The following is a 24,328-nucleotide window of genomic DNA, read 5'->3' on the forward strand; positions in this document are numbered from 1 at the left end:
CCTAATAAATAACGATTTCTACTTCTGCGTAAGCTTCAGCATAATCACATCGTGTGCTGCTATATCCTGTTTAAGGTTGCTCTTTGTGGTGCCTGTGGCTTTCTTTAGCCATAAATCGCGCAGGGCATAAACGCCATCGCCTAAATGAAGGTTTAGGCCGGTGGTTTTATCTTCCACGTTTAAATCGGCCCATTTGATGTTTAGCTTTTGCGGATGATTAGCGCGGTTGAGGAAACAAACTGCCACCTCTTTGCCTTTCAAAGGCTTCACCCAAACCTCGAGGCTATCCGCCATCTGTATTTTGTATGCGGCTATGCCCAGTTCGTCCTGGTCTATGGCTATCGCTTCCTTATTGGTAAGTATGGATTCGGTTTGTGCCGACATGCTGCGCAAATCGTTTCCGGCGGCCAGGGGGGCAGCCAGCATGCACCACATCGAAAAATGGGCTTTGTCTTCGGCGTAGCTCATGCCGTTGCCTACTTCCAGCATATCGGCATCGTTCCAATGGTTGGGGCCGTTGTACTGGCGGATGGCGGGCTGCTTATCCAATATCGTCATCACGCTGCTGGCGGTCCAGGTACCCATATGTTTATCCTGGTCGAAGTTGGCGGTAATATCGCCGGTGGTGCGGTACAGCTCCCCCACACCTTTGGCCCAAAGCCAGGGTTTGTGGTTGCCCCACTCGCACAGGCTGAAAACGATGGGCCTGCCGGTTTCCTTTAATGCCGAGCTCATGGTAATGTATGCTTCCCTCGCGTTCAGGCTATCGGTATTGCACCAGTCGTACTTTAAAAAATCAACACCCCATGATGCATACAGCCGCGCGTCCTGGTATTCGTGCCCGCGGCTGCCGGGGTAGCCCGCACAGGTTTTGTTGCCTGCGCAATTATATATGCCGAATTTGAGGCCCTGTGCATGCACGTAATCTGCAAATGCTTTCATCCCGTTCGGGAATTTCTTTGGGTCGGCAACCAAATTGCCGTTCGCGTCGCGCTCCATGGTCATCCAGCCATCATCCAGCACGAAGTACCGGTACCCGGCATCCTTCATGCCCGATGATACATAGGCATCAACCATGCCTTTCAGCAGGGGCTCGTCTATCTTGGTTTGGAAAGTGTTCCAGGTGTTCCATCCCATGGGTGGGGTTGGTGCCAGATTGCTTGTACCTGCTGCCGCTTTGGTTTGCGCAACCGGCGCAGCGCCATCAACCTGTGCCGATGCTTTGAAGCCTAATGTTAAGATGCCTGCCATAGCCAGGCTACATGCTGCAATTCGTTTTATCCTCATTGTTTTATTTGCTCTCGATAACCATGAATACAGCGCCACGGGCGGGTACGCTTACCGTTATCCCTCCTGCAATATCAGCAGTATTTGCAGCGATTGAATTATAATTTGAAGGGCCGCCCGATGAGCCCGCAGGGCCGCTGCTGTTCACATAAACCTTTTGCGAAAACGAGCCATTATCTGTACCTCCGTTGAGGGTGTAATAGTAATATTTACTGCCTTTGGCAAAGTTCTTCAGGTTTACAGCCACCACTTTGTCGGTACTGCCTTTGTTTACCAGTATGGTGCCCGCCTGCCCCGATGTGAACGACGAGGCATAGCTCAGGATATCGCTGCTGCCGGTAACCGTAGAGCTTACCATGCGGTCGCCAAAGTATTTTTGGAAGAAGTACATGTAGTAAAAGGCCGGCCTTGGGTTCCATTTAGCAACGCCCGGCTCGTCGCCTATGTTGAAAAGGCCGTGGTCGTTACCACTATCCCAACCGTTGGCCAAATCCCAGCGACAAGCCATGCCGAACTGGTTTTTGATGGTTTCGGCCAGTACCATTACGGCGTGCACGCCTGCTACATTTGATACCATTTGCTTAGAACCGACCGAGAAGATGTTCCACTCATCAAGCGCGATGGGCTTTTGCGTAACGCCCGCATTTGTGGCTGATGTTTTTATCCAGTTGGCCATGGCGGGGGTAACCACGTAGGGGGTAGCCAAAATAACCTCGGGACTGGCGTTAGTATTATAATCGGTATAATAGTTATGCACTACGTAAAAATCGGGCGAGTTGCCTACCTGCGAAAGCGCATCGGCATTCCATTTTTGGATGATGGCGGATGTGTTATTCTTCTCGTCGGCATCGGTCAGCACGATGCCTATCTTGATATCGGTGTTACCTACTTCGGCAGCAGCCTTACGCATCGAATCGGCATAAATCTTAAAATGATTGCCGTACAATACACCGTTCAGCATTTGCGGCTGCCCGTCTTTATTATTAGCAGTATTGATGCGGTTGCCCGCTTCCCAGGTGCCGAAATTCTCGTTGCCTATCTCCCAGTATTTGGTGCGGCCTTTATCGTAGCGGACCCACTGCGCAGCCACATGTGCTGCGGCTTCGACGGGTTTGGAACCTGTGCCGTAACGGGCGTAGCCATAGTTTACGGTGATGATGCCGGTACTATTGGTTTGCTGAAGCACCTTGTAGTAGTTATCCAGCGAAAAAGTCCAGCTATCGGTTTTGTTGCCGTACCAGTACCCGGCAGCTGAGGCCGTGCCGGCATTATCTACCAATTGCGCCGGGGCATCGGCAGGGGTTACGCCATCCCAGAAGTAAACATCAGATATGCTGCCGCCCGGGAAACGCAGGATATTGGGCGATAAAGCCGTAAGGTTGCCCATCAGCACCGGCTCGGTAACAAACTGGCCCATATAAGGGTTCGTATTATTGCCGAACAGGTATTTTGATACCTTGCTCACCACCGTGCTATAATCTATGGTTGCGGTTATGCTGCCGGCAGCGGGTTGGGTTACGGCTTTGGTAAGGGTTGGCGCGGCGATGGTTTTGGGTTGCCAGCCGTCCAAAAAGAAGCCTTGGGTAGCGGCCAGTGCCGGATCGGTTTGGGGGAGGATAACACCCGTGTTGCCGCCGGTATCAACCGGGGTAACGGGCTTGTTATCTTTTTTGCAGGCTTGCAAAGTGCCCAGCGCTATCATCGTTACCGCACTATATCTGGTAAATTTTTTCATCAATCTTTTATATTGTTATTTGTGGTAGAGGTTCTTCTGCTTAGTGGCCTCACCCCAACCCCTCTCCTTTGGAGAGGACTTAGGTGAGGCTGCACATTTGAAATCTGAAATCTGCACATCCTTCCTTTCATCTGCACATCTGGAATTTGAAATCTGCACATCTAAATAAATATCCTGTTCCCTGTATAGGTTTCCCTAAATTCTTTGGGGATGCAAAGTTTCTTCCGTTTAAATATGCGGTTAAAGTTGGAGATATTATTGAACCCACATTTGTAGGCTATCTCGGCCACCGTGGTGGTACTATCTATCAACATCCGCGAGGCGTGGCCAAGGCGTATCTCGTTCAGACTATCGATAAACGTTTTGCCGGTGCGCTTTTTAATAAAGCGGCTGAAGGAGGCCTCGGGCATGTTGGCTATTTTGGCTACCTCGGCCAACGTTACCGATTTGGTGTAATTGGTATTGAGGTATTCGTACACCTTCTCTATGCGGCGGCTGTTGTAGTTAAATTTTTCGTTGTTGAAGGCAATATCCGACAAGGTGCGCATATTGCGCGATATGGATAAGCCGTGCATAATAGATAATAGCTCCAGCACCGAGTCGAAGCCGCTTTTTTTATCCAGGGAGAGTATCCTGTCTTTAATGGCCAAAATTGTTTCCGGCGAAAAGGATATGCCCCGCTGCGATCGCTCCAGCATGGCCTTTATAAAGCTCATCTGGTTGCGCCGCAAAAATTTATCGTCGAACAAATCCTTATGGAACTGTATGGTTACTTCGATAATGTTTTCGCTTGTGCTTTGATGCGTAAACCAGGCGTGGTAAAGGTTGGGGCCTACCAGCACCAGTTCTACCTCATCAATCACCTCAATATTGCCGCCTAAAACCCGCTTCGCGCCTTTGGCATTTATAATCAGATTTAGTTCGTATTCATCGTGGTAATGCAGCGGGAAATCGAACTTGCTTTTCACCCTGTGCGCTATCGTAAAACAATCGCCCGGGGTAAGCGGCGTTATTTCGTGCATTACGTTATTGCCTGTCATCATATTTGTTTCGCTCTCACGCTGCGCATTTACAGCTTTGCCACCGCCTCTGCATTCAACACTTTTACCGTAACATCATCTACCAGCATGGTGCCCGATGCATAACTCATAGCCACCATCACCCTAAAGCTTACTGCCCCTGCGGGCACTTTTACCTGTTTTGTGGCCAGTTGCCAGTCGTTATCACCGGTAAGGTGCGCAACGTTTACACCTTCGCCCACCTTTTTATCGGCGCGGTCTAAAAACTCCAGGTTGTAAATTGCGCCCATCCATGCATCCTTGCCCGGTACCACGTTGTTAGTTTTTACCCAGGCAGCTATTTCCACGCCCAGGGTATTCTTGGGCAGGCGTATGGTTTGGTCTATCCCCACCCAGCCGGTGGCATTGGTTACGATGATGGCACAGCTATTTTTGCCGCCCTTGTAATCCCATGGGGTAACCTTGGCCGCATTACCGTTGTTCCAGTCGTTCAGTTCATCTTCAAAACCGGGGTTGGCAACCAGGTTTTTTTGTGCCGATGCTTTACCGGCAAGCAGCAGCAACAATGCAGCGCATAACAGGGTGTTGATCTTCATGCCTTAAGGGGTTTTGGGTCAAAAAAATACATCCCCGGCCAGCCAGAGCCGGCCGGGTGCTGTATTGCTTAAATAAAAATATATTACCTTATTATACCCACATCATCTATATACCAAAGGGTGGCCACACCGCTAAACTCCTGGAAAACGATGGAGTTTATGGTTTTTGGAGCCGTGCCGCCTTTAGGCACAAAGGCCGTCATCGGGATGTTGTAGTTGGTCCAAACGCCTTCTTTCAATACGATAGCTACCGGGTTGCCGAAGTTGTAATCGAGCGCGATGTGTATTACCTTGTTATCGCTGCCTTTGCCGCCGTAGATAGACATCTTGAAGCTTTTAGCTTCGATATTGCCCGATGCGCCGATTACATAGCCATCGTAACCGCCTGCATATTGCACTTTAATTGCTTTAGTGCCGCGTAGAACATGGTCGGTACTGTTATCACTTGGTGAGTTGCTCCAGCCGTATTGGAACCAGCCGTTCTCGAAGCTGTCTTCATACACCGCCTCGGTAAAACCGAACGGATATACACCGAATGCCTCGCTGTTATTGCCGGGGATGCTAAGATTAATACCGTTGGAAGATTGCGGGCCAGATGTAGTACCGCCACCCAAAGTAGCCGATGTGGTAATAGATAATATACTGCCGCCCACTACGCCTGCCGGTACTTTTACTACCGCCTGGGTAGACGTGCTGGAAACGATGGTACCCGGTATGGTACCGAATTTAACCGCCGATAAGCCATCGAACGTGGTACCTTTTATGGTAATCAGGTCATCAGTATTGCCCGCCATTTTATCAACCGAAGTGATGGACGGGAACGGCTGCTCGATCACGAAATCATACTCTATCTGCCCGAAACTGGTAACCAATTTCAGTTTATTAGTGGTACTTGCATTACTAAACGGTACCGTTGTAGGTATGCTGAAGATGATAGACTGATCAGTAGCCAGCGCAATGTTAAAGTACACCTCCGCATCGTTAATGTAGATATGCTTGGTGGTTGCCAGGTTTTTGCCGATGATGGCGTAAAGCGTGTACACCTTGCCCGAGTTGGTGGTAGAATCGAACGGGAGCGGTCTTACCTCGGGGTAGGTTAGCGTGGTGTTCAAATCTATCTGGTGATCAATAATCACACTGTCGTTCTTGGTGAGGGTGCGCACCTTGGTAATCTCGGGGCTGCCCTTGCCGTAATTGTTGTTGTCCTTTTTACAGGCGTTTATACCCAACATTAGCACTACTGCCAGCGCCAGGTACAAGCTTTTGGGTTGTTTGAATATCTTTTTCATGATGTTGTAATAATTCTTTGATTATTTAAATACATAAGGTACAGGTGGCTCCAGCAATTTGGGGTCGGTAGCGGTTTCTATCTGCGGTATCGGGAAGTTGAAGAACTCGTCCTTAGCCGTTTTTTTGTCGCTGTACACCACAGGTGGCGTATCGTTACTGTACGTACCGCGTTCCTGGTTGGCAATTACCGCTAAAGCCTTAGGGTGCTTTACGGTAAGTATGCCCTGCCATCCGTCCATACGGCCCAGGTCGAACCAGTAGTCGTTCTCAATGGCGAACTCTATACGGCGCTCGTGCAGGATATCGGTCTTGCTGAACGATGTAACCGCTGTGAGGCCTGCCCTGTTGCGTATCATGTTGTAATATTTCAATGCGGCCGGGTCGCTGGTGGTGGTCGAGGCACCCAGGATAGATTCGGCGGCTATCAGCAGCACTTCAGAATAGCGCATAAGGTAAGTACAGTTGGCTGCAGATTGCGCCGCGCCAATACCGCCGTTATCGGCAGGGGTACCTACTACGTACTTTTTAATGGCTGCGCGCGTGCCCTGCGAGTTTACGTTATCCGGCACTACGAAACCGCCGGCGGCCTGGTTTATCTCGGGGTATTTATCGCCCGCTTTCATAATGGTGGCGTGGAAGCGAACGTCGCCGGGTTCGTAGGCTCTCTGCAGATCGATGGTGGGGCCTAATACCGAGTAACCGTCGCCGGTACCGGTTACGCCTGCCATAGCCAATGATGCCTGCTGCGGGTTACCATGGCCGTATGATGCGCCACCTGCCCATTGCAGTGCAATTACCGATTCCTCGTTGTTATTGTTCTCTGTTTTGAACAAATCGTTATAGCCTTTGCCATCAACCATGTTGGTGTAGCCGTAAAGCGCAATCTGGTCATTGGTGATGTTGCCGCGGTATAATTTAAACTCGCCGCTGTTGATAACCTTTTCGGCTTCGAGGCGTGCGTTGGCGTAATCTTCCATGTACAGGTACACCTTCGCCAGCAGTGCCGATGCCGAACCACTTGATACGTGGCCCTGGGCAATGGTAGCGCCTGCCCTTACCTTAACCGTAAGGTTAGCTTCAGCAAACTTCAAATCGTTGATGATGAATTTGTACACATCCGCTACCGGGTTGGTATTCACCTGGAAGTTCTCGATGAAATCCTCGCTGTTTTCGACGATAGGCACATTACCCCATATCCTTACAATGTGGAAGTAAGCCAGCGCGCGCATCAGGTGCGCCTCGCCAAGGGCGTTGTTCACTATGGCCTTATCTACCGATGGTGACACCTTTTTGGGTAGGTTGTTGATCAACGCGTTCGACTGTGCAACTACCGTAAACAAGGAGTTCCAGGCATCGGCAATACGCGGGTTGATATTGGTTAACGAGAACGTGAACAAACTGATAACGTCATCAGAATAGGTACGGCCGTTACCCGAGGTAAGCTCGGTTATAGCCCAGCCCGATTTGGCCACCCAGTTGAACCATGGCGAGTTGTACAGCGCGTTGGTACTGGCAACAACCTGATCATTGGTTTGGTAAAAGTTATCTATGGTGATGGCATCCTCGGGAGGCCTGTTAAAAAATTCTTTCTTACAGCTGGTCGTGGTAACGATGCTCATTACGAACGCGCCGATTATATATTTACTATATTTTTTCATGATTTTCATATTGATTAAAATTCAGCGTTTACACCAAATGTTACGGTACGTGCAGATGGGTAGCGGCCAAAATCGATGTTCGTTAAGAACACGTTCTGGTTCATCGAGCCAATTTCAGGGTCGAGGCCTTTGTACTTGGTAAAGGTGTACAGGTTTTGACCGCTGGCATATACCCTTAGCCTGGTGAACTTAGCCTTACGTATCCACTTCGAAGGAACGTTCCAACCCAGGATAACATTCTGGATGCGCAGGAACGAACCACTTTCGATAAACCTGTCTGATGTGAACAGGTTAGGGTTATCTAAACCGCCGCGTGGCGCCGGGATAGTAGAGGTGTAGTTGGTAGGCGTCCAGTAATTAGCTGCCGAAGCCAATTGGTTGGTGTACAAGCCAGATAAGCCCGAGATGGTGTAGTTAAGCGCATTCAGGATTTTTGCACCATATGAGCCATTAAGGAAGATAGACAGGTCTACCGATTTGTACGATAAGTTGTTGGTGATACCGTATGTAAAGGTAGGGTTAGGGTTGCCAATGTAGGTTTGGTCCTTATTGTCTATCACGCCATCGTTGTTCAGATCTTTGTAGCGGATATCGCCAAACCAGGTGCCTGCTTTTGAGATAGGGTTGCCGAATTGCGGCTTGGCGTTAAGCAACTGATCTTCTTTAGTAAACAGGCCATCGGTTACGTAGCCATAAAACTCGCCGATAGAGTGGCCAACCTCGGTGCGGGTAACGCCGCGGGTAAGGAAACCGTTGGTAATGTTACCCGAGATGAACGGCGTGCCGTTTGCCAGCGATAACACTTTGTTTTTGTAGTGCGAGAATATCAGGGTGGTGCTCCATTTGAAATCTTTGCCGGTAATGTTGCGGCTGTTGATACTGAACTCGAAACCTTTATTACTCAGCTTACCGCCGTTAAGGTATGGCGGGTTAACACCGCCCAGGTATGAACCCGAAGCGCCCTCGCCCACCAGGAACGCAGGCAAGGCTGCCTGGAACAGGAATTTCTCTGAGGTGCGGTTGAAGAAATCGAATGTAGCATCTATACGGTTGCCGAACAGGCTGAAATCTGCACCAAAATCTGTTTGGATAGCGGTTTCCCAGGTAAGGTTAGGGCTGGAGTTCTTGTCCAAAAGAAAGCCTGTACCAAAGCCGGTAACGGTTGGCTTAAGCGCCGAGCCATACAGGTAATTGGGTACGTTTTGGTTACCCACCTGGCCGTAGCCTACGCGTAGCTTAATGTTATCAGCATACTTTTTGATGCCCGCCATGAACGACTCTTCCGACAAGCGCCAAGATGCTGCCGCCGATGGGAAGTAGCCGGTTTGTTTGCCCGGCGCAAATTTTGAAGACCTATCTGAACGGAAAGTAGCGGTTAAGCTGTACTTGTTGTTGTACGTATAGTTGATACGTGATATAACCGACTGCAAAGCCTGGCTGCCCTTGTACTCATCTACGCGGGCCGATTTTGCATCGCCCAGGTTTAGGGTTTTCAAATCGTTGCTGAAGAAGTTTTGGGCGTAGCCGGTGATGCCGTTCCATTGCGAGTAGTTAAGCTCATAACCCAAGGTGGCATACAAAGCATGCTTGGTGCCGAAAGTGTGGTTGTACGATGCCACCTCGTTCCAGGTCCAGTAGTGCGAGTTGCTCCAATACTCGGTAAGGTTGGCGGTTTTGTTTTCGTAATCGCCATACTTAAAGGTTGGGTTAAACTGCAAAGCCTTTGCCCAATCGAAGCCGCCGTTTACCTCAGAGCGTACTTTAAGCCCGGGGATAAGCAATAGCTCTGCATACACCGCGCCGTTTACGTTGCTGCGTACCAGGTTGTTGGTTAGTAACGATGCCTGCGCCACAGCGTTAGGCGTGCCGCCGTAGCCGTTGGCCTGGGGGCCGGTGCTTATGGCGCCTGCGAAAGTGCCGTCGGGGTTGCGCACGGCAATATCAGGCGCGCTAAGCAATGCGGTGTAAATGATACCGCCGTTATCGCTAAGCCCGCGGTTTTCCTCGTTGCGGGTGCCGCCCAATACTGCGCCGAATTTCAACCACTCTTTTACCTGTGTATTTACGTTTGAGCGCAGCGAGTAGCGTTTGAATTTGCTGTTGATGATAGTACCCTGCTGATCGTAAAGGCCGCTGGATATATAATAATCGGTGCCGTCTTTACCGCCCGATACCGAAAGCTGGTGGCTCTGCATGGGCGCGGTGCGGAACACCTCGTCCTGCCAGTTGGTGCCTGGGCCAAGCAATTCGGGGCTGGCGAAATCTGCACGACGGGTTACCTGCACATTATCGGCCAGTGCGTTTTGTAATCTGGCGTATTCGGGCAGGTTCATCATTCTGAGGAATTTACCTTGCTGCTGAAAGCCGTAGTAGCCATCGTACCCAACGCGTGCCGAGCCGTTTTTACCACGTTTGGTGGTGATGATGATAACGCCGTTTGATGCGCGCGAACCGTAGATGGCCGTTGCCGATGCATCCTTCAAAACATCAATGCTTTCGATATCATTAGGGTTCAATAACGAAAGAGGGCTTACGGCCGTTTCGTCGTTATTGCCCAGTGCGGGCGAGCGGCCGCTGGTGCTGCGGTTGTTGGCATCGCCGGAGATAGCTACCCCATCAATTACGTACAATGGCTCGTTGCTGCCCGACAGGGAAGATACCCCCCTGATGTGAACCGAGGTTTGGCTGCCCGGCGCACCCGAGTTTTGCGATACTGTAACGCCCGCTACGCGGCCCTGTAGCAGCTGGTCTACGCTGGCTTGGGGCACATTGGCAATATCTGATGCCTTTAACGATGATATGGCACCGTTGATGTCTTGCCTGCGCTGGCTGCCGTAACCAATGGCTACCACGTTTACATCGGTAAGCGCTGTGGTTGCCGATTTTAGCGTAATGTTGATTTGTGTGCGCGTTTCTATAGCCGCTTCCTGCGTTTGCATACCAATGAAACTGAACGTTAGTATGCGACCGCCCGCCGGTACGGTAATGGAGTAATTACCGTTAATATCGGTAATGGCGTTTACCTTGGTGTCTTTAACGGTTACGGTAACACCGGGCAGGGTGATGCCTTTTTCGTCAGAAACCGTCCCCTTGACCACTGTGCCCCCGGTTTGCGCCATACTGCGGGCACAAATGAAAAAGGAGGCAAACAGCAATGCTATTCGTAGAATTTTCCTCATAATGATTTGTTGGTTTGTGTTGGATTTATATTCGATTTATTGGTTTTACATATACAGTTTATGGGCCGCAGCATTGACCCCTTATGAGGGGTTCGCAGGCGTGGCAGCATCTGATAGCCCATGAGCAATCAGCAACGCGTTTCCATAAAAAATTAAAAAAAATGGTTCTTTTGGTTTATGCAATATTGCCGGTACCAAAGGGCGGCTAACAACATTGATTATACTGGGGTTAAAATTATATGGTAAAATCAGCCCCGTTGTGGATAAATGGGGGCACAAATGTCAACCCTGTTTAATCAATTGAAAATCAAATGATTAATATATTAATTGCGTGTGTTTTACGCGAAACGGTTACAAATGAGCACCCTTATTGCGTTGTTGGCACTTTGTAAATTGCCATAATAGTATTAGCGGAATGGTACTTTGAGGATTATATTTTGGATGAAGCGGCAATATTCCCGATTTTAAGAAAACCGTCATTCACAGCTGTAAAGCGGCAACGTAATTAAGCCAATCTATGTGAAAGTATTAGGCTAATGAAAAAAGTTTATGGGATATGTGGCAATCAAGATTGCGTAGAGCGGAGATTTTATTCCCTAATTGCAAATGGGCAGGCTTAAATTAAACACAAGGAATTAAGCTATCTCCTTAGCTTCTTGCAATAACTTTTTTAGTTTGTTTACGAGCTTTGTGGAAGGGTGAGAAAAGTAGCTCAGTAGCATCCTTTCATAAACCTCGAAGTAGGCATTTTTATTTACGGGTAACGTAGTCCCTGAAAGGCTTATAAAAATATTCCTGTTCAAAGCTTCCCCTATAAAAGATTTATACTGCTCATCGGTTACTTGATAAGCGTCTAATGCGTCCTCGTAGGGAAAATCATTATCCTTTACGCTCTGCTGCACGGCCATACACCTTTGTTCTAATTCATGCGCAGCATCGCCAATGAGTTCTTCGCCGATATAGCCTGATTCTGAATATTTATTTCTGTCCAGCAACATAATTTTTAAATTTAGTCAAAAGTTCCTGATTGTTCAAATCAATTTCGCCATGCCAGTCGCTCTTTTTTAAAACCGCTTTCATTGATGGGATCAGGCTCCATTTATTTATGGGGAATGCTCTTCCATCAGGCTCTGCCGTGTAGTAACTATCATACACCTCCTTTACCTTTTTGAATTCGTTTGCACCCAATGTCAACTTTGCTGAGGCTAAGATAAGGCTCACTTCCGTTTTCTTGATCGCAACAAAATGAGCCCTTGCCCAAACAAATCCACCGTCGGCAAGCGCAGCACGCACTTTAATGATGTCAACGCCGATGTTTAAATATTGTTGCAAACCATAATTCAACATCGTTTTTCCATGACCGAGATTCCTGAAATCCCTTGGGATCCTAAAAAAATCATGCACCGCGGTCTTACCGTTAATGTCTTTAATTAATGTCCTCGACAATGCCAAACCATTAATGGGATCTTGATGGTCTTCGGAATAATATTGAATGACCAATTCAAACGGATGTGAATCTTTGAAGCCGATGATTTTATTCAATGCTTTGCCCGACATCGGTTTGAGCAGATTGTCGATTTGGGTCACAAATTTCAATAACTCCAAACCCGGGAAATTGGATTTTAGAAAATCGATTAATGAGGATTTTACGCCGGGAGAATAAACTACAAAGCCCCAATTCCGCGCAGCTTTTCAATTCTTCCTCTGTAACGATGTATTCTCCTATGGGTGCTGATTTAGGCATTATTCTTCTTTACTTAAGCTAAGATAAAAAGAGTAATGATTAAGTGCACCGCTATCCCCATACCATTTGAACATTTTACGCCTCCTACGCCTCGTTAAAGCTTTCTACATACCGCGAGGGGATCGTGTTGAATTCAGCCTTGAAAGTTTTAACGAAGTACTTCTGGCTTTTGAAGCCCACTTTGTGGCATATCTGGGAGATGGTAAGGTGCCCGGTTTCCAGCAGTTGCGCGGCGCGCTTGAGGCGCATCTGGCGCACCAGTTCGTTGGGTGTTTTGCCCGTCATCTGTAGGATTTTTTTGTAGAGGGTATAGCGGCTCACGAACATTTCGCTGCTCAGCTCCTCTACCGAAAAATTGGGGTTGGCTATATTGGCATCTATCAGCACCAGCACTTTTTTGATGAACAGCTCGTCGGGCGAATCTACTGCCATTTCTGTCGGACTGGCATCTACGCGCTTTTGGTAGGTTTTTCGCATGTTCTCCTGCTGGCTCAGGATGTTCTTTATTTTGGATGCCAGTATCTCGAAGTTGAAAGGCTTGGTCATGTAGTCGCTGGCGCCGGTGCCCAGCCCTTTTATCTGCTGTTCTTCGCCGGCTATGGCGGTCAATAAAATAACGGGGATATGCGTGGTGCGCTTGTCGCTCTTTATCTTCAGGCACAAATCTATGCCGTTCATTTCGGGCATGGTGATATCGCTTACCACCAGGTTGGGATGCTGGGCCAGGGTTTTCTGCCAACCTTTTTTGCCGTTCTCTGCTTCAATGATATTAAAGGAATCCTTCAGGTTATCCTTAATGTAGAATCTAAAATCGTCGTTATCCTCTACCAGCAGCACGGTAGGTTTTTTGCCGTCGCCGGTATCGCGCAGGCGGCCTTGCTTTTTATCGGATAAATAAATGGCATCGTCGCCGGCATGCGGTAGCAGCACGGGTCCATCGGCAAATAATTTCTTATCCAGTTGCTGCAGCGGCAACAGCACGGTAAAGCAGCTGCCCTGGTTAAACTCGCTCTCCACCAATATCTCGCCCTCGTGCAGGCGCACAAATTCTTTGGTGATGGATAGGCCAATCCCACTGCCCTGGTTAAGCATGCTGCCGGGGATATCGTTCTGAAAGAACGGCTCGAATATCCGCTCCATCTTATCCTTTTGTATGCCTATACCGGTATCTATTATCTTTATCTCCAGCTCGGTGCCCTGCTCAATTGGGTTGCTGCGCAGGTTGAGCAGCACGCTTACCTGCCCGCCCGCATGCGTAAACTTATAGGCGTTGGACAACAGGTTAAAAAGGATGCGCTCTATTTTATCATGATCGAAACTGGTGTAGAATTCCTCCACCTCGGTATCGAACACGAAGCGGATGCCTTTTTGCTCGGCCACATCGGTAAAGGAGTGCGAAAGCTCTCGGATAAAGGCGATGATGTCGCCGCCGGTCTTGTGCAGTTTTAATTCCTGGTATTCCATCTTCCGGAAATCGAGCAGTTGGTTCACCAGGTTAAGCAGGCGTTTGGCGTTTCGGTTCACCAGCAAAAGCTGGTTCTTCACGTCGGGGTCTTTAACCTGCTTCACAATCTTATCAACAGGCGCCATAATCAGCGAAAGCGGCGTACGGAACTCGTGGCTTACGTTGGTAAAGAATTTTATCTTCATCAAATCAAGCTCGTGCAGGCGCTGGGTTTCTTCGCGTTCCTTCTCCAGCAAAAACTGCGTGCGCAGTTTCCGGATACCCTCGCGGCGGATATAAAGCAAGCCCCCTACGAATAGCAGCACATACAGGACATAAGCATATGTAGTTTTCCAGAAAGGCGGCAATATCTTTACGTGCAGGCTTATCTCCTTACTGTTCCAAAATCCGGGATTAGATGCGCGCACCTTAAAGGTGTAGTCGCCGGCATCCAGATTAGTGTAGGGAGCTTTGCGACTGATATTGTCTGCCGTTATCCAGTTACCATCGAAACCCTGCATCATGTACTCGAACTTCACTTTATCCGGGTCGAAATAATTGAGGGCAGCAAACTCGATGGAAAACACATTTTCGTTGTATTTGAGTTCGATGCCGTCTACCTCCGAGATGGACTTCGGGAGGATAACCTTGCCATATATCTTCTCGCCCACCGATACGCTTTTGTTGAACACCTGCAAATCGGTAAAAACCAGATCGGGGATGTGCTTGCTGGTATGCAAGGCCGACGGCCTGAAGATATTGAACCCATTGCTACCGCCGAATATCAGCTCGCCACTGCGGGTTTTGTACGATGAATAAGGCTGAAACTCCCTACCCTGCAGCCCGTCTTTCTCATTGTAATTAACGAAGCGGAACTTCAGCGGCGAAGCTTTCCTATCTATGATGATATTGGATAGCCCGTTAGGCGTGCTTACCCATACATTGTGGTTATCATCCTCGCGGATATCTATAGTGGTATTATCGGGCAGCCCGCTTGCGTGGTTAAGGTTGGTGAAATTGCCCGTAGCCGGGTTCAGTATGCTGAGGCCCTCGCGCGTGCTTATCCATATCAGCCCGCTGCTATCCTCCATAATGTTGTTGGTGTTGTTGTTGACGAGACTGTTAGGGTCCTTATCGTTTCGGATGTAGTGCGAAAACTGTTTGGTTTTATGGTTAAGCACATCTACCCCGAACGAAGTTACCACCCACAGGTTCCGGTGCCGATCTTGCAGCAGGGCCGAGATGTAATTGGAGTGCAGGGAATTATCTACCCCCAGCTTATAAACATAATGAGAGAACTTACCAGTCTTGCGATCGAGCATGTTCAAGCCGCCCGAAAGCGTGCCCACCCACAGGTTGTTCTCGTCATCCTCCAGTATCGACCATATCCTGTCTTCGGATATGCTGCTGGGGTCGGCATCGTTATGCCGGTAATGCTTAAAGTTTTTCCCGTCGAAACAATCCAGGCCGCCAAAATAGGTACCTATCCATAGCTTTTGCTCATGATCGAGATACATGCTCACGATAACATTGTTGGCGAGGCTGTTGGGGTTGGCAGCATCGTGCATGTACTTTTTAAAGCTGCCGTCTTTACGGTTAAAGTACATCATGCCGCCGCCGTTGGTGCCCAGCCACAGGTTGCCATACTTATCCTCGATGAATTTGTTTACGTCGCTAAAGCTGAGACTGGCGGGGTCTGAAAGGTGGTGCGTGTATAATGGGAATTTGAGGATACTTTCGTTGTAGTAGCTGAGGCCGCGCTTATAGGTGCCTACCCAGATAATGCCTGCGTTATCCTTATATAGTAGTATGATGCTGTTCTGGGCCACGGTTTTAATATCGTCTTCACGATTCAACAGGTATTTTATGCTGAAATCGCGCTTGTCCAATATGTTGATGCCGCCGTGGTCGGTAGCTATCCAAATACGCCCCTTATTATCCTGCACCACGCTGGATACCACATTGGTATTCAGCCCGCCCTTGGTGTTGCTTTTATCCAGGCGCTTAAAAACATCGAGCGTGCTTTTGAGGTAATATACGCCATAGGTGTAAGTGGGTACGTAGGTCCATATATCGTCCTGCCCATCTATAAATATTTTGTAACTGGTATTTAACGCAAGAGGCGGCGCGTTAAATGCCTTGCGATAATTCACCTTATAGGTAACGGGATCTATCCGTTCCAGAATGCCTTTGTTGTACACCAGCCAAATGTTGCCCTTAGAGTCGGTAGCCAGGTCGGCCACAGCATTATCGTATAGCGTTTTATCGTCGCCGTAGCGATTGCAAATGCGTGTGGTGGTTTTATTACGGGGGTTATACTTGTAAACGCCTAAAACCGAATTGAGGAACCAATAATTCCCAAGGCGGTCTTTACGTATGCCGGCAAAGTTTTGCGTGGGCACGTTGACGGAGAGGAGGTAGCTATTGATATCGTGGCCGAACTTTTCGGTAACCGGATCGTAAATATCGTAGCTGTTTCGGGTTTCTACCAGCAGTTTATTGCCGGGCCCTTCGGATATAGTTGCTATGTAATCGTCGCTGATGCTGGCCGTATCGCTGGCACTGTGCTTAAATACCTTGAATTTATAGCCATCGTATTTGTTTAAGCCCGATGGCGTGCCGAACCACATAAAGCCTTTGCTATCCTTTAAGATGCTGTTTACCTGGTTGTGCGATAGGCCGCCGGCAATATCCAGCCGCGAAAACTGAAACTCGTTATTTTGTGCACGCAGGCCCGCCGCTATAAAAAGCGCCAAAAAAGCAAGCAGGCAGGCACGGCGTTGGGTTGTGTTCAAAATAATAGCGTTTTATGCCCTTCAGTTGCACTATGCAGCACTAGCAAGAACAAGGTAAATAATTGGGCAGACCAATTTAATTAAAAATTAAGCTTTGGGGTTAATACTATTATTGCAATTTATTTACCGGTAAACAGAGGCTGTATCAAAAACAAACCACTTATTGAACAACAAACGAAGATTTTGCAGGCAGTGTGTTTGCGACTTCGGAAAATTTAAACGACAACAATTGAGTGAACACTAATTTCACGAATTAAAGAAAATTAACACCAATCAATACTTTATACTGAAGCTAAAAATTAGTGAAATTCGATTCAATTCGAGAAAATTCGTGTTCACTCAAAACACCACGCTAATGTTATTTGTGCATTGTAGGATTAAAATTTTAACATAAAGTGCGCAAAGGGAGAAACACAAAGAACACGGACCTGTATTTTAGCTTGAATAGTTTAAAACTACTTTACCTTTTTCAAATAATTAAGCATACTGCCCGATAGGGGTGCGCCCAGGCGTTTCAACTTATCGAGGTAATACTTTTTCACCTCGGGCCAGGCGTAAAAGTTTGGATAAACAGGCTTTAGGCCCGCTATGGCGGCATCCTTTTCGTTGAGCAGGCAGCGCAGCAGGTAACCGCCGGTATTGTTTTTATATACTATCCATTGCACATTGGCACTCAGCGGTATCACCTTCGCCGATTCCCAGTTTTTATTGATGAGCTGGATATAGGTACCTACCTTATCCGAGCGGTTCAGGCCAAGCAGCGCGGCAAAAGGCGAAATAGTTTCCGCATGCGAGAAACGCAGGTTGGCATTTATCTTTTTACCGCCAACAACATCGTTGGTGGTTTTTAGGAAATCGGCGAGCAAAGGCGCGGCAATTTTTACTTGTATGCCGTTAACATCGGCACCGGGGCCTTTGGTGAAAAAGTCCCCGGCAACATCAATACGGCTCAGCGTAGCCAATTCATCGCAGGTGAAAAAGCTTTGGAAGTTTAGGTCCTGATCGGTAAAGCCTGCTTGTTTTATCTCCTGCCGTAACGAATAAACGATGGTAGCAAAGCCGAACAAATCGTTCACGAACTGGCTTTGGTTAGCCGCGCTTATCGATTTTGTGAAATCTGCATTAAAAAAGCGGGCGGTAACGCGGGCATTCAGTTCAGGAATGCTGAGGTAGTTCCTTAAATCGTCTACAATCTTTATCCAGCTGCCGTTCTTCTCAAAATCGAGATAGGCGGGCGAGAGGTCGTAAAAGCGGAGGGTGGTATCGTTGATGCCCTGCTCTATGATGGTTTGGTTTTTAAGCAATGGCTGCAGCCCTTTCAAAAAAGCATCTGCACTTTGGCGGGTGCGTATTTCTTTGGTAACGGTTACGGTAACCCTGGGCTTATCGGCAAACACCGTGGCGTTGTTTTGGTACAGGCGCGATGCTATGCCCATCAGTTCGTTTACGCCCTCTGCCGAGATCGATTTGGTGCCCCCCTTTTCAACTTTATCCAGCGCAAGCACCATTTTTTTTAGCTGCTGCCCCAAAATGGTCAGTGCTTTTACGCTATCGGCCTTTGCAATCAGCTTATAAATATAAGCCGATGAAGGTGCCTTAGTCAAGTGCCTGGCACCGTGCCTGCCTACATAATTTACAAATACGGCCTTATAGCCATCGGGTATTTTTACTGTTATGTTTTTGGGTTGCGTATATAGTGTTTTAGTTCCTAAAAACACGCTATCGCATTGCTGGGCACCAGCAGTGGTGGCTATCAGAAATAATAACAACAGTAAGGGTAATCGGATGCTCATAAGGTTTAGCAATGGCATGGCAAATATAATACGGACCAATAAAAGACAGGTTTATTCCTCAAATATATAATGTTTGTTTCAGGATATCTTGTTCATTTCTCTTTAAATAATTGGTTTTCGCTCAATGCCCTCCCCTATAAAACACCAATGCCCGGCATAAAGCCAGGCATCGGGTTATCGTTAAGTTTTGTTTGAGTTTAGAAAGCGTAACGCAAGCCAAACTGCATCTGCCAGCGAGAAGCGAACAGGTCAACAGAGTAAGGCACGCCCGGATCGCTAAAGGTGTATTTAGGATACGTTGTAGGTGCATTAGCAAACGCAGGGGTAGTTTTTGCGGTTAACCCTATACTCGATGTTGAGTTGAAGGTGTTAGCCGAGAAGTAGTACTGGCCCCAGTGCTTATTAAGCAGGTTGGTTAAGTTTACGATATCGTAAGTGAAAGTAATTACTTGCTTACGTTTGCCGCTGCCGAACTTAAAGTCTTGCGAGAAACGGAAATCTAAGTTGTTGTTCCATGGCGTAAAGGCTGCATTACGCTGGGTGAACTGGCCACGGCGGGTAGACAAGTATTTATCTTTATCAATGAAAGCATCAAATGCTGCTGCCTGCTGTGCTGCGGTTGCGCCGCCTACAACATCGCTAAAGAAGTTTACGGTTTCGCCAACCTTTGGTATGTAGGCTAAGCTAACCTGCTGACCTGTACCATCTATAGAGCTTGGCAGGAAGCCGTAAGAGTACGGGTTACCCGATTGTGCGCTCAGGAAGAAGCTAAAGTTAGCTGTGTAGTTGGTGTTGCCACCCCAGTTAACCATATAGTTAACGGTTGACACGATACGGTTACGGATATCGAAATTGGAGTTGGCTAACCCTGGGCTGTTTGGATTAAGCGCCTGGTTCAACTGCCAGTTACTTTCCATTGAGTTACGGATACCGTTGGTGATATCCCTGGAGTGGCCGTAAGTATAAGCTACCGACGCATTCAGACCCCAAGGGAAAGTTTTTGCCACCTGTGCAGTTAAGCTGTAGCGGTAACCCTGGTTGGTGTTTGATAACAGGTAAGCGTTGGTATATGATGTGTTGACGCCTTTGTTAATGAAGATAGGCTGTTCTTTATTTGTGTCATACGGATAGTAAGTTACCTGATCGGTAGTGTTTACCTGCTGGAACTTTAAGTCGTGGATTACTTTGGTGTAGATACCTTCTACCGTAAATTTCCATTTATCGGCAGTGGTATAGTCATACGCTAAGTTGCTCCTCCATACCTGTGGCATCTTGAAGTTGTTGTCTATCAAGTCTACCTGAGTTGGGCCGGTTGCAGATGTATTTACCACAGGTATTTGTTGGTTTACATACCCTAAACCACCGTTGTTTGGCGCCTGTACAGGGTTTGTACCCGGGGTGATAGGCGCAGTTGCGCTTGGTTTTTTATCATAAGCACCGTAAGTATCGCCATTGTTGTAGAATGCATAACCAAACCATGCAAACGGTACACGGCCGGTAAAGAAGCCCGAACCACCGCGCAATATGGCAGTTTGATCGCCATTGATATCGTAGTTGAACGATACGCGTGGGTTTATCTCTACGTTGTTCAGGTATTTATTGGTGATGTTGGCCGGTTTGGTGTAGGTAAAGGTATTACCGTAGTTAGCATCAACCGGCGCACCTGTTGTTTTGGTGCTAAGTGGCTGCTTGTTGGGTACGCCTGCATAATCAAAACGCACGCCAGCAGTCAGTTTGAAGTTATCGGTAAGCTGTATCTCGTCCTGGCCGTAAAAGCTAAGCAGGTTTACTTTAAACTGCGCCGATGGGTTAGCCAGGATATAATCGCGGGTGTTGTTTACGTAGTTGTAGTTGGCACGTGTACGCGATGGGTTGTTGGCCAAAAAGTTGGCAACGCTGCTGTAAGCTATACGGCCGTTCCAGGCGTTTACGAAATCGTAAGTGATGTTGTAGAACTCGTTGTGGGTACCAAATGTCCAGGTGTGTTTGCCTGCAGATAAGGTAAGGTTATCAGTAAACTCGGTGGTTTTTTGGCGCATATCAAATATTGCTGCTTCGCGGTCGGTACCCAGGAAAATGGTAGTACCAGGCGTGTTACCGGTTATTTCTATCTGCGGCAAAGCCGGATTAGACGTTGGGTCGCGAAAATCGTGCACGTTAGAGTAACCAATAACCAGGCTATTGCTCAACGTGTTGCTGAACCTTGATTTCAACTCGGCAACGGTTGATGTAGAGTTGTTGTGCGATACGTAATCGATACCGCCGAAACGGAAGTTTTGCTGATCGCGCTCTAAGTTGGTTGCGGTAGAGCTGATAGTGTTATTACGCAGCGTCAACTGGTTTTTGTCGTTGATGTTCCAGTCAATCCTGTTGAAGTATTTGTTAGATCTTGAATAGATAGAGGTATTGTTATAAGTACCCGGATCGAAACCGTAGCTCTGCATCTTGGCAGTAATATTCTGCGCATCGGTTAAGGTAAGTACTTTTGCAGAACCTGCAGTACCGGCACCGGCAATAACCGGATCCTGGCGGCGGGCAATTTCTTCGTTGGTGAAGAAGAACAATTTATTCTTGATCAACGGGAAACCCAAACGGATACCAGTTTGATAATCGTGGAAAGATGATGGCAAGCTGGATCCGTCGCCACCTGATGCAGTTTTAGTATTGTTTGGGCCTACCAGGAACGCGCCGCGGCCATAACCGTAAATTGAACCGGTAACATCATTTGTACCGCTACGTGTTACGGCGTTTATGCTACCACCCAATACGTTACCAATTTTTATATCGTACGGTGCAACCAGTACCTGTATATCCTGTATCGCATCTAACGATACCGGGCTGGTACGGGTGCTGCTACCAACCTGGCCCGATGCATTCGACTGGCCACCCAATGACGGGCTGAAACCGATAGCATCGTTGTTGATAGCACCATCAAGCGTTACGTTGTTGTAGCGATAGTTGGTACCCTGAAATGAGTTGTTGTTGCTTTGCGGCGTAGTGCGGGTAAGATCCTGCAGGCTGCGGTTGATGGTTGGCATATTGCGGATCTGGCTCTGGCTGATACGGGTAGAAGCGCCTGTTTTGCTAGCGCCGCCGTTTGCTACAACCTTAACCTCTTTAAGCGAGGTGGTTTCGTCTACCAGTAAAAAGTTGAAGCTGACGCCACCCAATTGCAGGGTAATATCTGAGCGCTCGTCTTTTTTGTAACCTATAAATGTGGCAGTTATAGTGTAGGGGCCGCCTGCGTTTACGTTGGCAATAGTGTAACGGCCATCGCCATTGGTTTGCGAACCATAGTGGGTGCCGGTGCTGGTGTTTACCAATGAGATGGAAACGCCCGGCATCGATGCGCCTTTCTGGTCTACAACCTTTCCGCTAACCACTGCGGTGGTTATTTGTGCGTTTGCCGCAAGGGCAAAAAGTAGTGTAATCAATAAAAAGTATAGCTTTTTCATGTGTGTTATTTAAACATCACAAAGATTCGGCTATAATGTTACCCCAATGTTAAGGATGAATTAACATTTAACACACTGTGTAATCCAAAACGTCACATCCGTGTTAACCCGATGTTAAATGGGCGTTATTGCTGCAAAATACACCTGAAAGTGTTATGCAATTGTTAGGCAACAATTACGCAGCAGGCTGCAATTGTGCAAAAGCGTGTTTTGTATCTTCCAGGCTTAGGTACAGGGCCTTGGCCAMCAGCGGTAGTTGCAATGCATTCAGTATCTTTTTACCGCATTCTATGCGGCTCAGCTGCGCGCGGTCTATGGCTATCTTTTCGGCCAGTGTGGCCTGGGAGAGGTTCAGTTCCAGCCGGTGTTCTTTAATGTACGCCCCAAAATGCGGGTAGTGACTCAAATCGGGCCTGGTTTGCAGCACTTCTTCGGCGGCTGCCGATATGCTGGCCGGCATCTGCGGCAAGGGTATATTATTATCAAAAAACTGGCTAAAGTTTACCGACATCTGCTCAAACAACTTCTCATCTATACAGTAGGTTGCTTCAGAGCGCACGTTCCGTACCTTTATTATCCCCAACCCTCGCAATTCCTGTATGTGTTTGTTGATGGTTTTTGCATTAAAGCTGCTTGCATAAACGGCTTGCTTGGTAAGGCAATTGCCGTTCTCGGCTATCATACGCAGTATAAAAACCCGTATAGGCAAAGCAATGGCCCGGGCAAAAGCCGATATCTGGGTATCTATTTCGCTGAAATGTGCATGCAATAAACTCATTGGGTAGATAGACGTGTTAGGCAACATTAAAAAAAGCCGCCCCATGGTTATCCGCGGGGCAGCTTTTTTAATTTCAGGTTATTATTTTACAGCGCCCGGGGTTTCGTAAGGCAACGTTTGCGGGCTGAAATGAGCCCAGCCGGTTGTCCAGTCGGTAGTACCGAAAGCACCTTTGAATGTAACTTGCTCAAAGAAAGCGTCAGTAACTTTAGCGTTAGTGAAAGCAGCGCCTGTTAAAGCAGGAGAAGCAGCAATCTGTATAAAGTTAGGAACACCAGCTCTTACAGCAGGAGCAATATCAGCAGCAAATTTGTAAGCATCGGTATAGATACCAGCAGCGTACAGGTCAGGTGAGAAAGTGTTAACAGCAGTAAGCAATGGGGTAACAACACCTAGAGCAGTAACATTAGAGGCTTTGATTTGGTTGCCTTTGCCGTTGCTGCCGGCAATTAGGTTGTTAGCAAATACCGAAGTACCGGCCACTAAGTTACCTGATGCGTTTGCAGGGGCAGTACCGGCTGCATCATCGTAAAATACACCTTCGGTATAACCAGTGATAACTGAGTTTAAGATGCTGATAGATGAGTTACGACGGATTTGCGCACCATGCTGAAAGTTAGCATTGATTGCTGTAAAAGCTGCAGTTTCTTTAGGGCCTAAGATAGTCATGTTAGAGAAAACTGCAGAAGTTTGCGGGGTAATGTTTGCACCGGCGCCGTTGTTATCAGATTCGAAACCGTTTGAACCGGATACGTCTGCAGTGGCCGCTAAACGCTGAGCCAAACCAAATTGTATTTTACCGGAGAAACCGAAATCTGTATCGAAATCATCATCCCATGAATCTATGGCTAATAAATGTTTTGCATTTACAGTACCGCCAAACCACTCGAAAGCATCGTCGCCGGAACGGTAAACCTCAACGTAATCGATAGTGGTACCAGAACCAACACTACCAAAAGTAAGGCCGTTGATCTCGTTATCGGGGCCCAAGGGTATACCGGCATATTCTATACGTACATATTTTAAAGTACCGGAGTTATCAGCAGCATTAGTGCCACCGTATTTACCTTTATCGGTTGCATCAGATATACCTTCTATAGATACCGAAGCACCTGCGTTGTTAGGTGCATTACCCAAAAGGATAATACCACCCCAGTCGCCTTGCGAACGGCCGCCGGCAGCAACATTAGAGGTAAATACAATCGGTTTATCAACTGTACCAACGGCCTCTATTTTAGAGCCACGGGTGATGATTAAAGCGCCTTTAGTTGCTTTATCGCCTTTAATCAGGGTGCCTGCCTCTATTGTCAGGACAGCGTTACCGGTAACGAATACGTTGCCTTTTAACAGGTAAATTTTATCTGCTTTCCAGGTAGTAGCGGCAGTAATATCGCCGGTTACGGTAACAACATTAGATGTTACCGGCGGGGTTACTATCGGTTCGTCATCTACTGTTTTTTTGGAGCAGCTTGTAAAGGCTATGCTTAAGCTTAAGGCTGCTAAGAAGAATACTTTTTTCATTTCTGTTTTTGTTTATAGAGATACTTAAAATTGA

The 24,328-nt window shown here is 47.7% G+C and carries 15 protein-coding genes; all 15 read right to left on the minus strand.

The window, feature by feature from the left end; all coding sequences use genetic code 11:
* Positions 1 to 18 precede the first annotated feature (18 nt).
* Complete coding sequence (locus tag AC1DYT_RS19475) at positions 19 to 1,287, minus strand: glycoside hydrolase family 27 protein (protein WP_477471195.1); 1,269 nt, start codon at positions 1,285 to 1,287, stop codon at positions 19 to 21.
* A 4-nt stretch (positions 1,288 to 1,291) separates the two neighbouring features.
* A complete protein-coding gene (locus tag AC1DYT_RS19480) occupies positions 1,292 to 3,022 on the minus strand; it encodes an alpha-L-arabinofuranosidase (RefSeq protein WP_477471196.1) in 1,731 nt (576 codons plus the stop codon).
* A 161-nt stretch (positions 3,023 to 3,183) separates the two neighbouring features.
* Complete coding sequence (locus AC1DYT_RS19485) at positions 3,184 to 4,065, minus strand: AraC family transcriptional regulator (protein WP_477471197.1); 882 nt, start codon at positions 4,063 to 4,065, stop codon at positions 3,184 to 3,186.
* Between the two features lie 26 nt (positions 4,066 to 4,091).
* Entirely contained in the window at positions 4,092 to 4,637 is a 546-nt protein-coding gene (locus AC1DYT_RS19490) for a hypothetical protein (RefSeq protein WP_477471198.1), read from the minus strand.
* An 83-nt stretch (positions 4,638 to 4,720) separates the two neighbouring features.
* Positions 4,721 to 5,926, minus strand: coding sequence for an IPT/TIG domain-containing protein (locus AC1DYT_RS19495; RefSeq protein ID WP_477471199.1), 1,206 nt, complete (start codon positions 5,924 to 5,926; stop codon positions 4,721 to 4,723).
* Between the two features lie 21 nt (positions 5,927 to 5,947).
* The gene (locus AC1DYT_RS19500) at positions 5,948 to 7,585 is read right to left on the minus strand and encodes a RagB/SusD family nutrient uptake outer membrane protein (RefSeq protein ID WP_477471200.1); all 1,638 of its coding nucleotides are present in this window, start codon (positions 7,583 to 7,585) and stop codon (positions 5,948 to 5,950) included.
* 14 nt (positions 7,586 to 7,599) lie between these two features.
* Positions 7,600 to 10,764, minus strand: coding sequence for a SusC/RagA family TonB-linked outer membrane protein (locus AC1DYT_RS19505; protein ID WP_477471201.1), 3,165 nt, complete (start codon positions 10,762 to 10,764; stop codon positions 7,600 to 7,602).
* Positions 10,765 to 11,399: 635 nt separating this feature from the next.
* The gene (locus AC1DYT_RS19510; RefSeq protein WP_477471202.1) at positions 11,400 to 11,762 is read right to left on the minus strand and encodes a hypothetical protein; all 363 of its coding nucleotides are present in this window, start codon (positions 11,760 to 11,762) and stop codon (positions 11,400 to 11,402) included.
* Positions 11,743 to 12,321 carry a hypothetical protein gene (locus tag AC1DYT_RS19515; RefSeq protein WP_477471203.1) on the minus strand — a complete coding sequence of 193 codons (579 nt, stop codon included), beginning with the start codon at positions 12,319 to 12,321 and terminating at the stop codon, positions 11,743 to 11,745. Before AC1DYT_RS19515 ends, AC1DYT_RS19510 begins: the two co-directional genes overlap by 20 nt.
* The gene (locus AC1DYT_RS19520) at positions 12,299 to 12,508 is read right to left on the minus strand and encodes a hypothetical protein (RefSeq protein WP_477471204.1); all 210 of its coding nucleotides are present in this window, start codon (positions 12,506 to 12,508) and stop codon (positions 12,299 to 12,301) included. Before AC1DYT_RS19520 ends, AC1DYT_RS19515 begins: the two co-directional genes overlap by 23 nt.
* 84 nt (positions 12,509 to 12,592) lie before the next feature.
* Positions 12,593 to 16,747, minus strand: a complete 4,155-nt coding sequence (locus AC1DYT_RS19525) for a two-component regulator propeller domain-containing protein (protein ID WP_477471205.1) — start codon at positions 16,745 to 16,747, stop codon at positions 12,593 to 12,595.
* Positions 16,748 to 17,202: 455 nt separating this feature from the next.
* Positions 17,203 to 18,540: a histidine-type phosphatase gene (locus tag AC1DYT_RS19530; RefSeq protein ID WP_477471206.1), complete on the minus strand. Its 1,338-nt coding sequence runs from the start codon at positions 18,538 to 18,540 to the stop codon at positions 17,203 to 17,205.
* 197 nt (positions 18,541 to 18,737) lie between these two features.
* The gene (locus AC1DYT_RS19535) at positions 18,738 to 21,995 is read right to left on the minus strand and encodes a TonB-dependent receptor (RefSeq protein ID WP_477471207.1); all 3,258 of its coding nucleotides are present in this window, start codon (positions 21,993 to 21,995) and stop codon (positions 18,738 to 18,740) included.
* A 175-nt stretch (positions 21,996 to 22,170) separates the two neighbouring features.
* Positions 22,171 to 22,773, minus strand: a complete 603-nt coding sequence (locus AC1DYT_RS19540) for a helix-turn-helix domain-containing protein (RefSeq protein WP_477471208.1) — start codon at positions 22,771 to 22,773, stop codon at positions 22,171 to 22,173.
* An 81-nt stretch (positions 22,774 to 22,854) separates the two neighbouring features.
* A complete protein-coding gene (locus tag AC1DYT_RS19545) occupies positions 22,855 to 24,294 on the minus strand; it encodes a hypothetical protein (protein ID WP_477471209.1) in 1,440 nt (479 codons plus the stop codon).
* Positions 24,295 to 24,328: the final 34 nt, after the last annotated feature.

The sequence above is a fragment of the Mucilaginibacter sp. P1_D10 genome (genome assembly GCF_056406215.1).

Excerpts from the sequence above, each read along its gene's own strand:
- AC1DYT_RS19530 (WP_477471206.1), bottom strand. The coding sequence starts at position 18,540 with ATGAGCATCCGATTACCCTTACTGTTGTTATTATTTCTGATAGCCACC.
- AC1DYT_RS19490 (WP_477471198.1), bottom strand. The coding sequence starts at position 4,637 with ATGAAGATCAACACCCTGTTATGCGCTGCATTGTTGCTGCTGCTTGCC.
- AC1DYT_RS19495 (WP_477471199.1), bottom strand. The coding sequence starts at position 5,926 with ATGAAAAAGATATTCAAACAACCCAAAAGCTTGTACCTGGCGCTGGCA.
- AC1DYT_RS19480 (WP_477471196.1), bottom strand. The coding sequence starts at position 3,022 with ATGAAAAAATTTACCAGATATAGTGCGGTAACGATGATAGCGCTGGGC.
- AC1DYT_RS19545 (WP_477471209.1), bottom strand. The coding sequence starts at position 24,294 with ATGAAAAAAGTATTCTTCTTAGCAGCCTTAAGCTTAAGCATAGCCTTT.
- AC1DYT_RS19515 (WP_477471203.1), bottom strand. The coding sequence starts at position 12,321 with ATGTCGGGCAAAGCATTGAATAAAATCATCGGCTTCAAAGATTCACAT.
- AC1DYT_RS19535 (WP_477471207.1), bottom strand. The coding sequence starts at position 21,995 with ATGAAAAAGCTATACTTTTTATTGATTACACTACTTTTTGCCCTTGCG.
- AC1DYT_RS19505 (WP_477471201.1), bottom strand. The coding sequence starts at position 10,764 with ATGAGGAAAATTCTACGAATAGCATTGCTGTTTGCCTCCTTTTTCATT.
- AC1DYT_RS19510 (WP_477471202.1), bottom strand. The coding sequence starts at position 11,762 with ATGTTGCTGGACAGAAATAAATATTCAGAATCAGGCTATATCGGCGAA.
- AC1DYT_RS19520 (WP_477471204.1), bottom strand. The coding sequence starts at position 12,508 with ATGCCTAAATCAGCACCCATAGGAGAATACATCGTTACAGAGGAAGAA.
- AC1DYT_RS19475 (WP_477471195.1), bottom strand. The coding sequence starts at position 1,287 with ATGAGGATAAAACGAATTGCAGCATGTAGCCTGGCTATGGCAGGCATC.
- AC1DYT_RS19500 (WP_477471200.1), bottom strand. The coding sequence starts at position 7,585 with ATGAAAAAATATAGTAAATATATAATCGGCGCGTTCGTAATGAGCATC.
- AC1DYT_RS19485 (WP_477471197.1), bottom strand. The coding sequence starts at position 4,065 with ATGATGACAGGCAATAACGTAATGCACGAAATAACGCCGCTTACCCCG.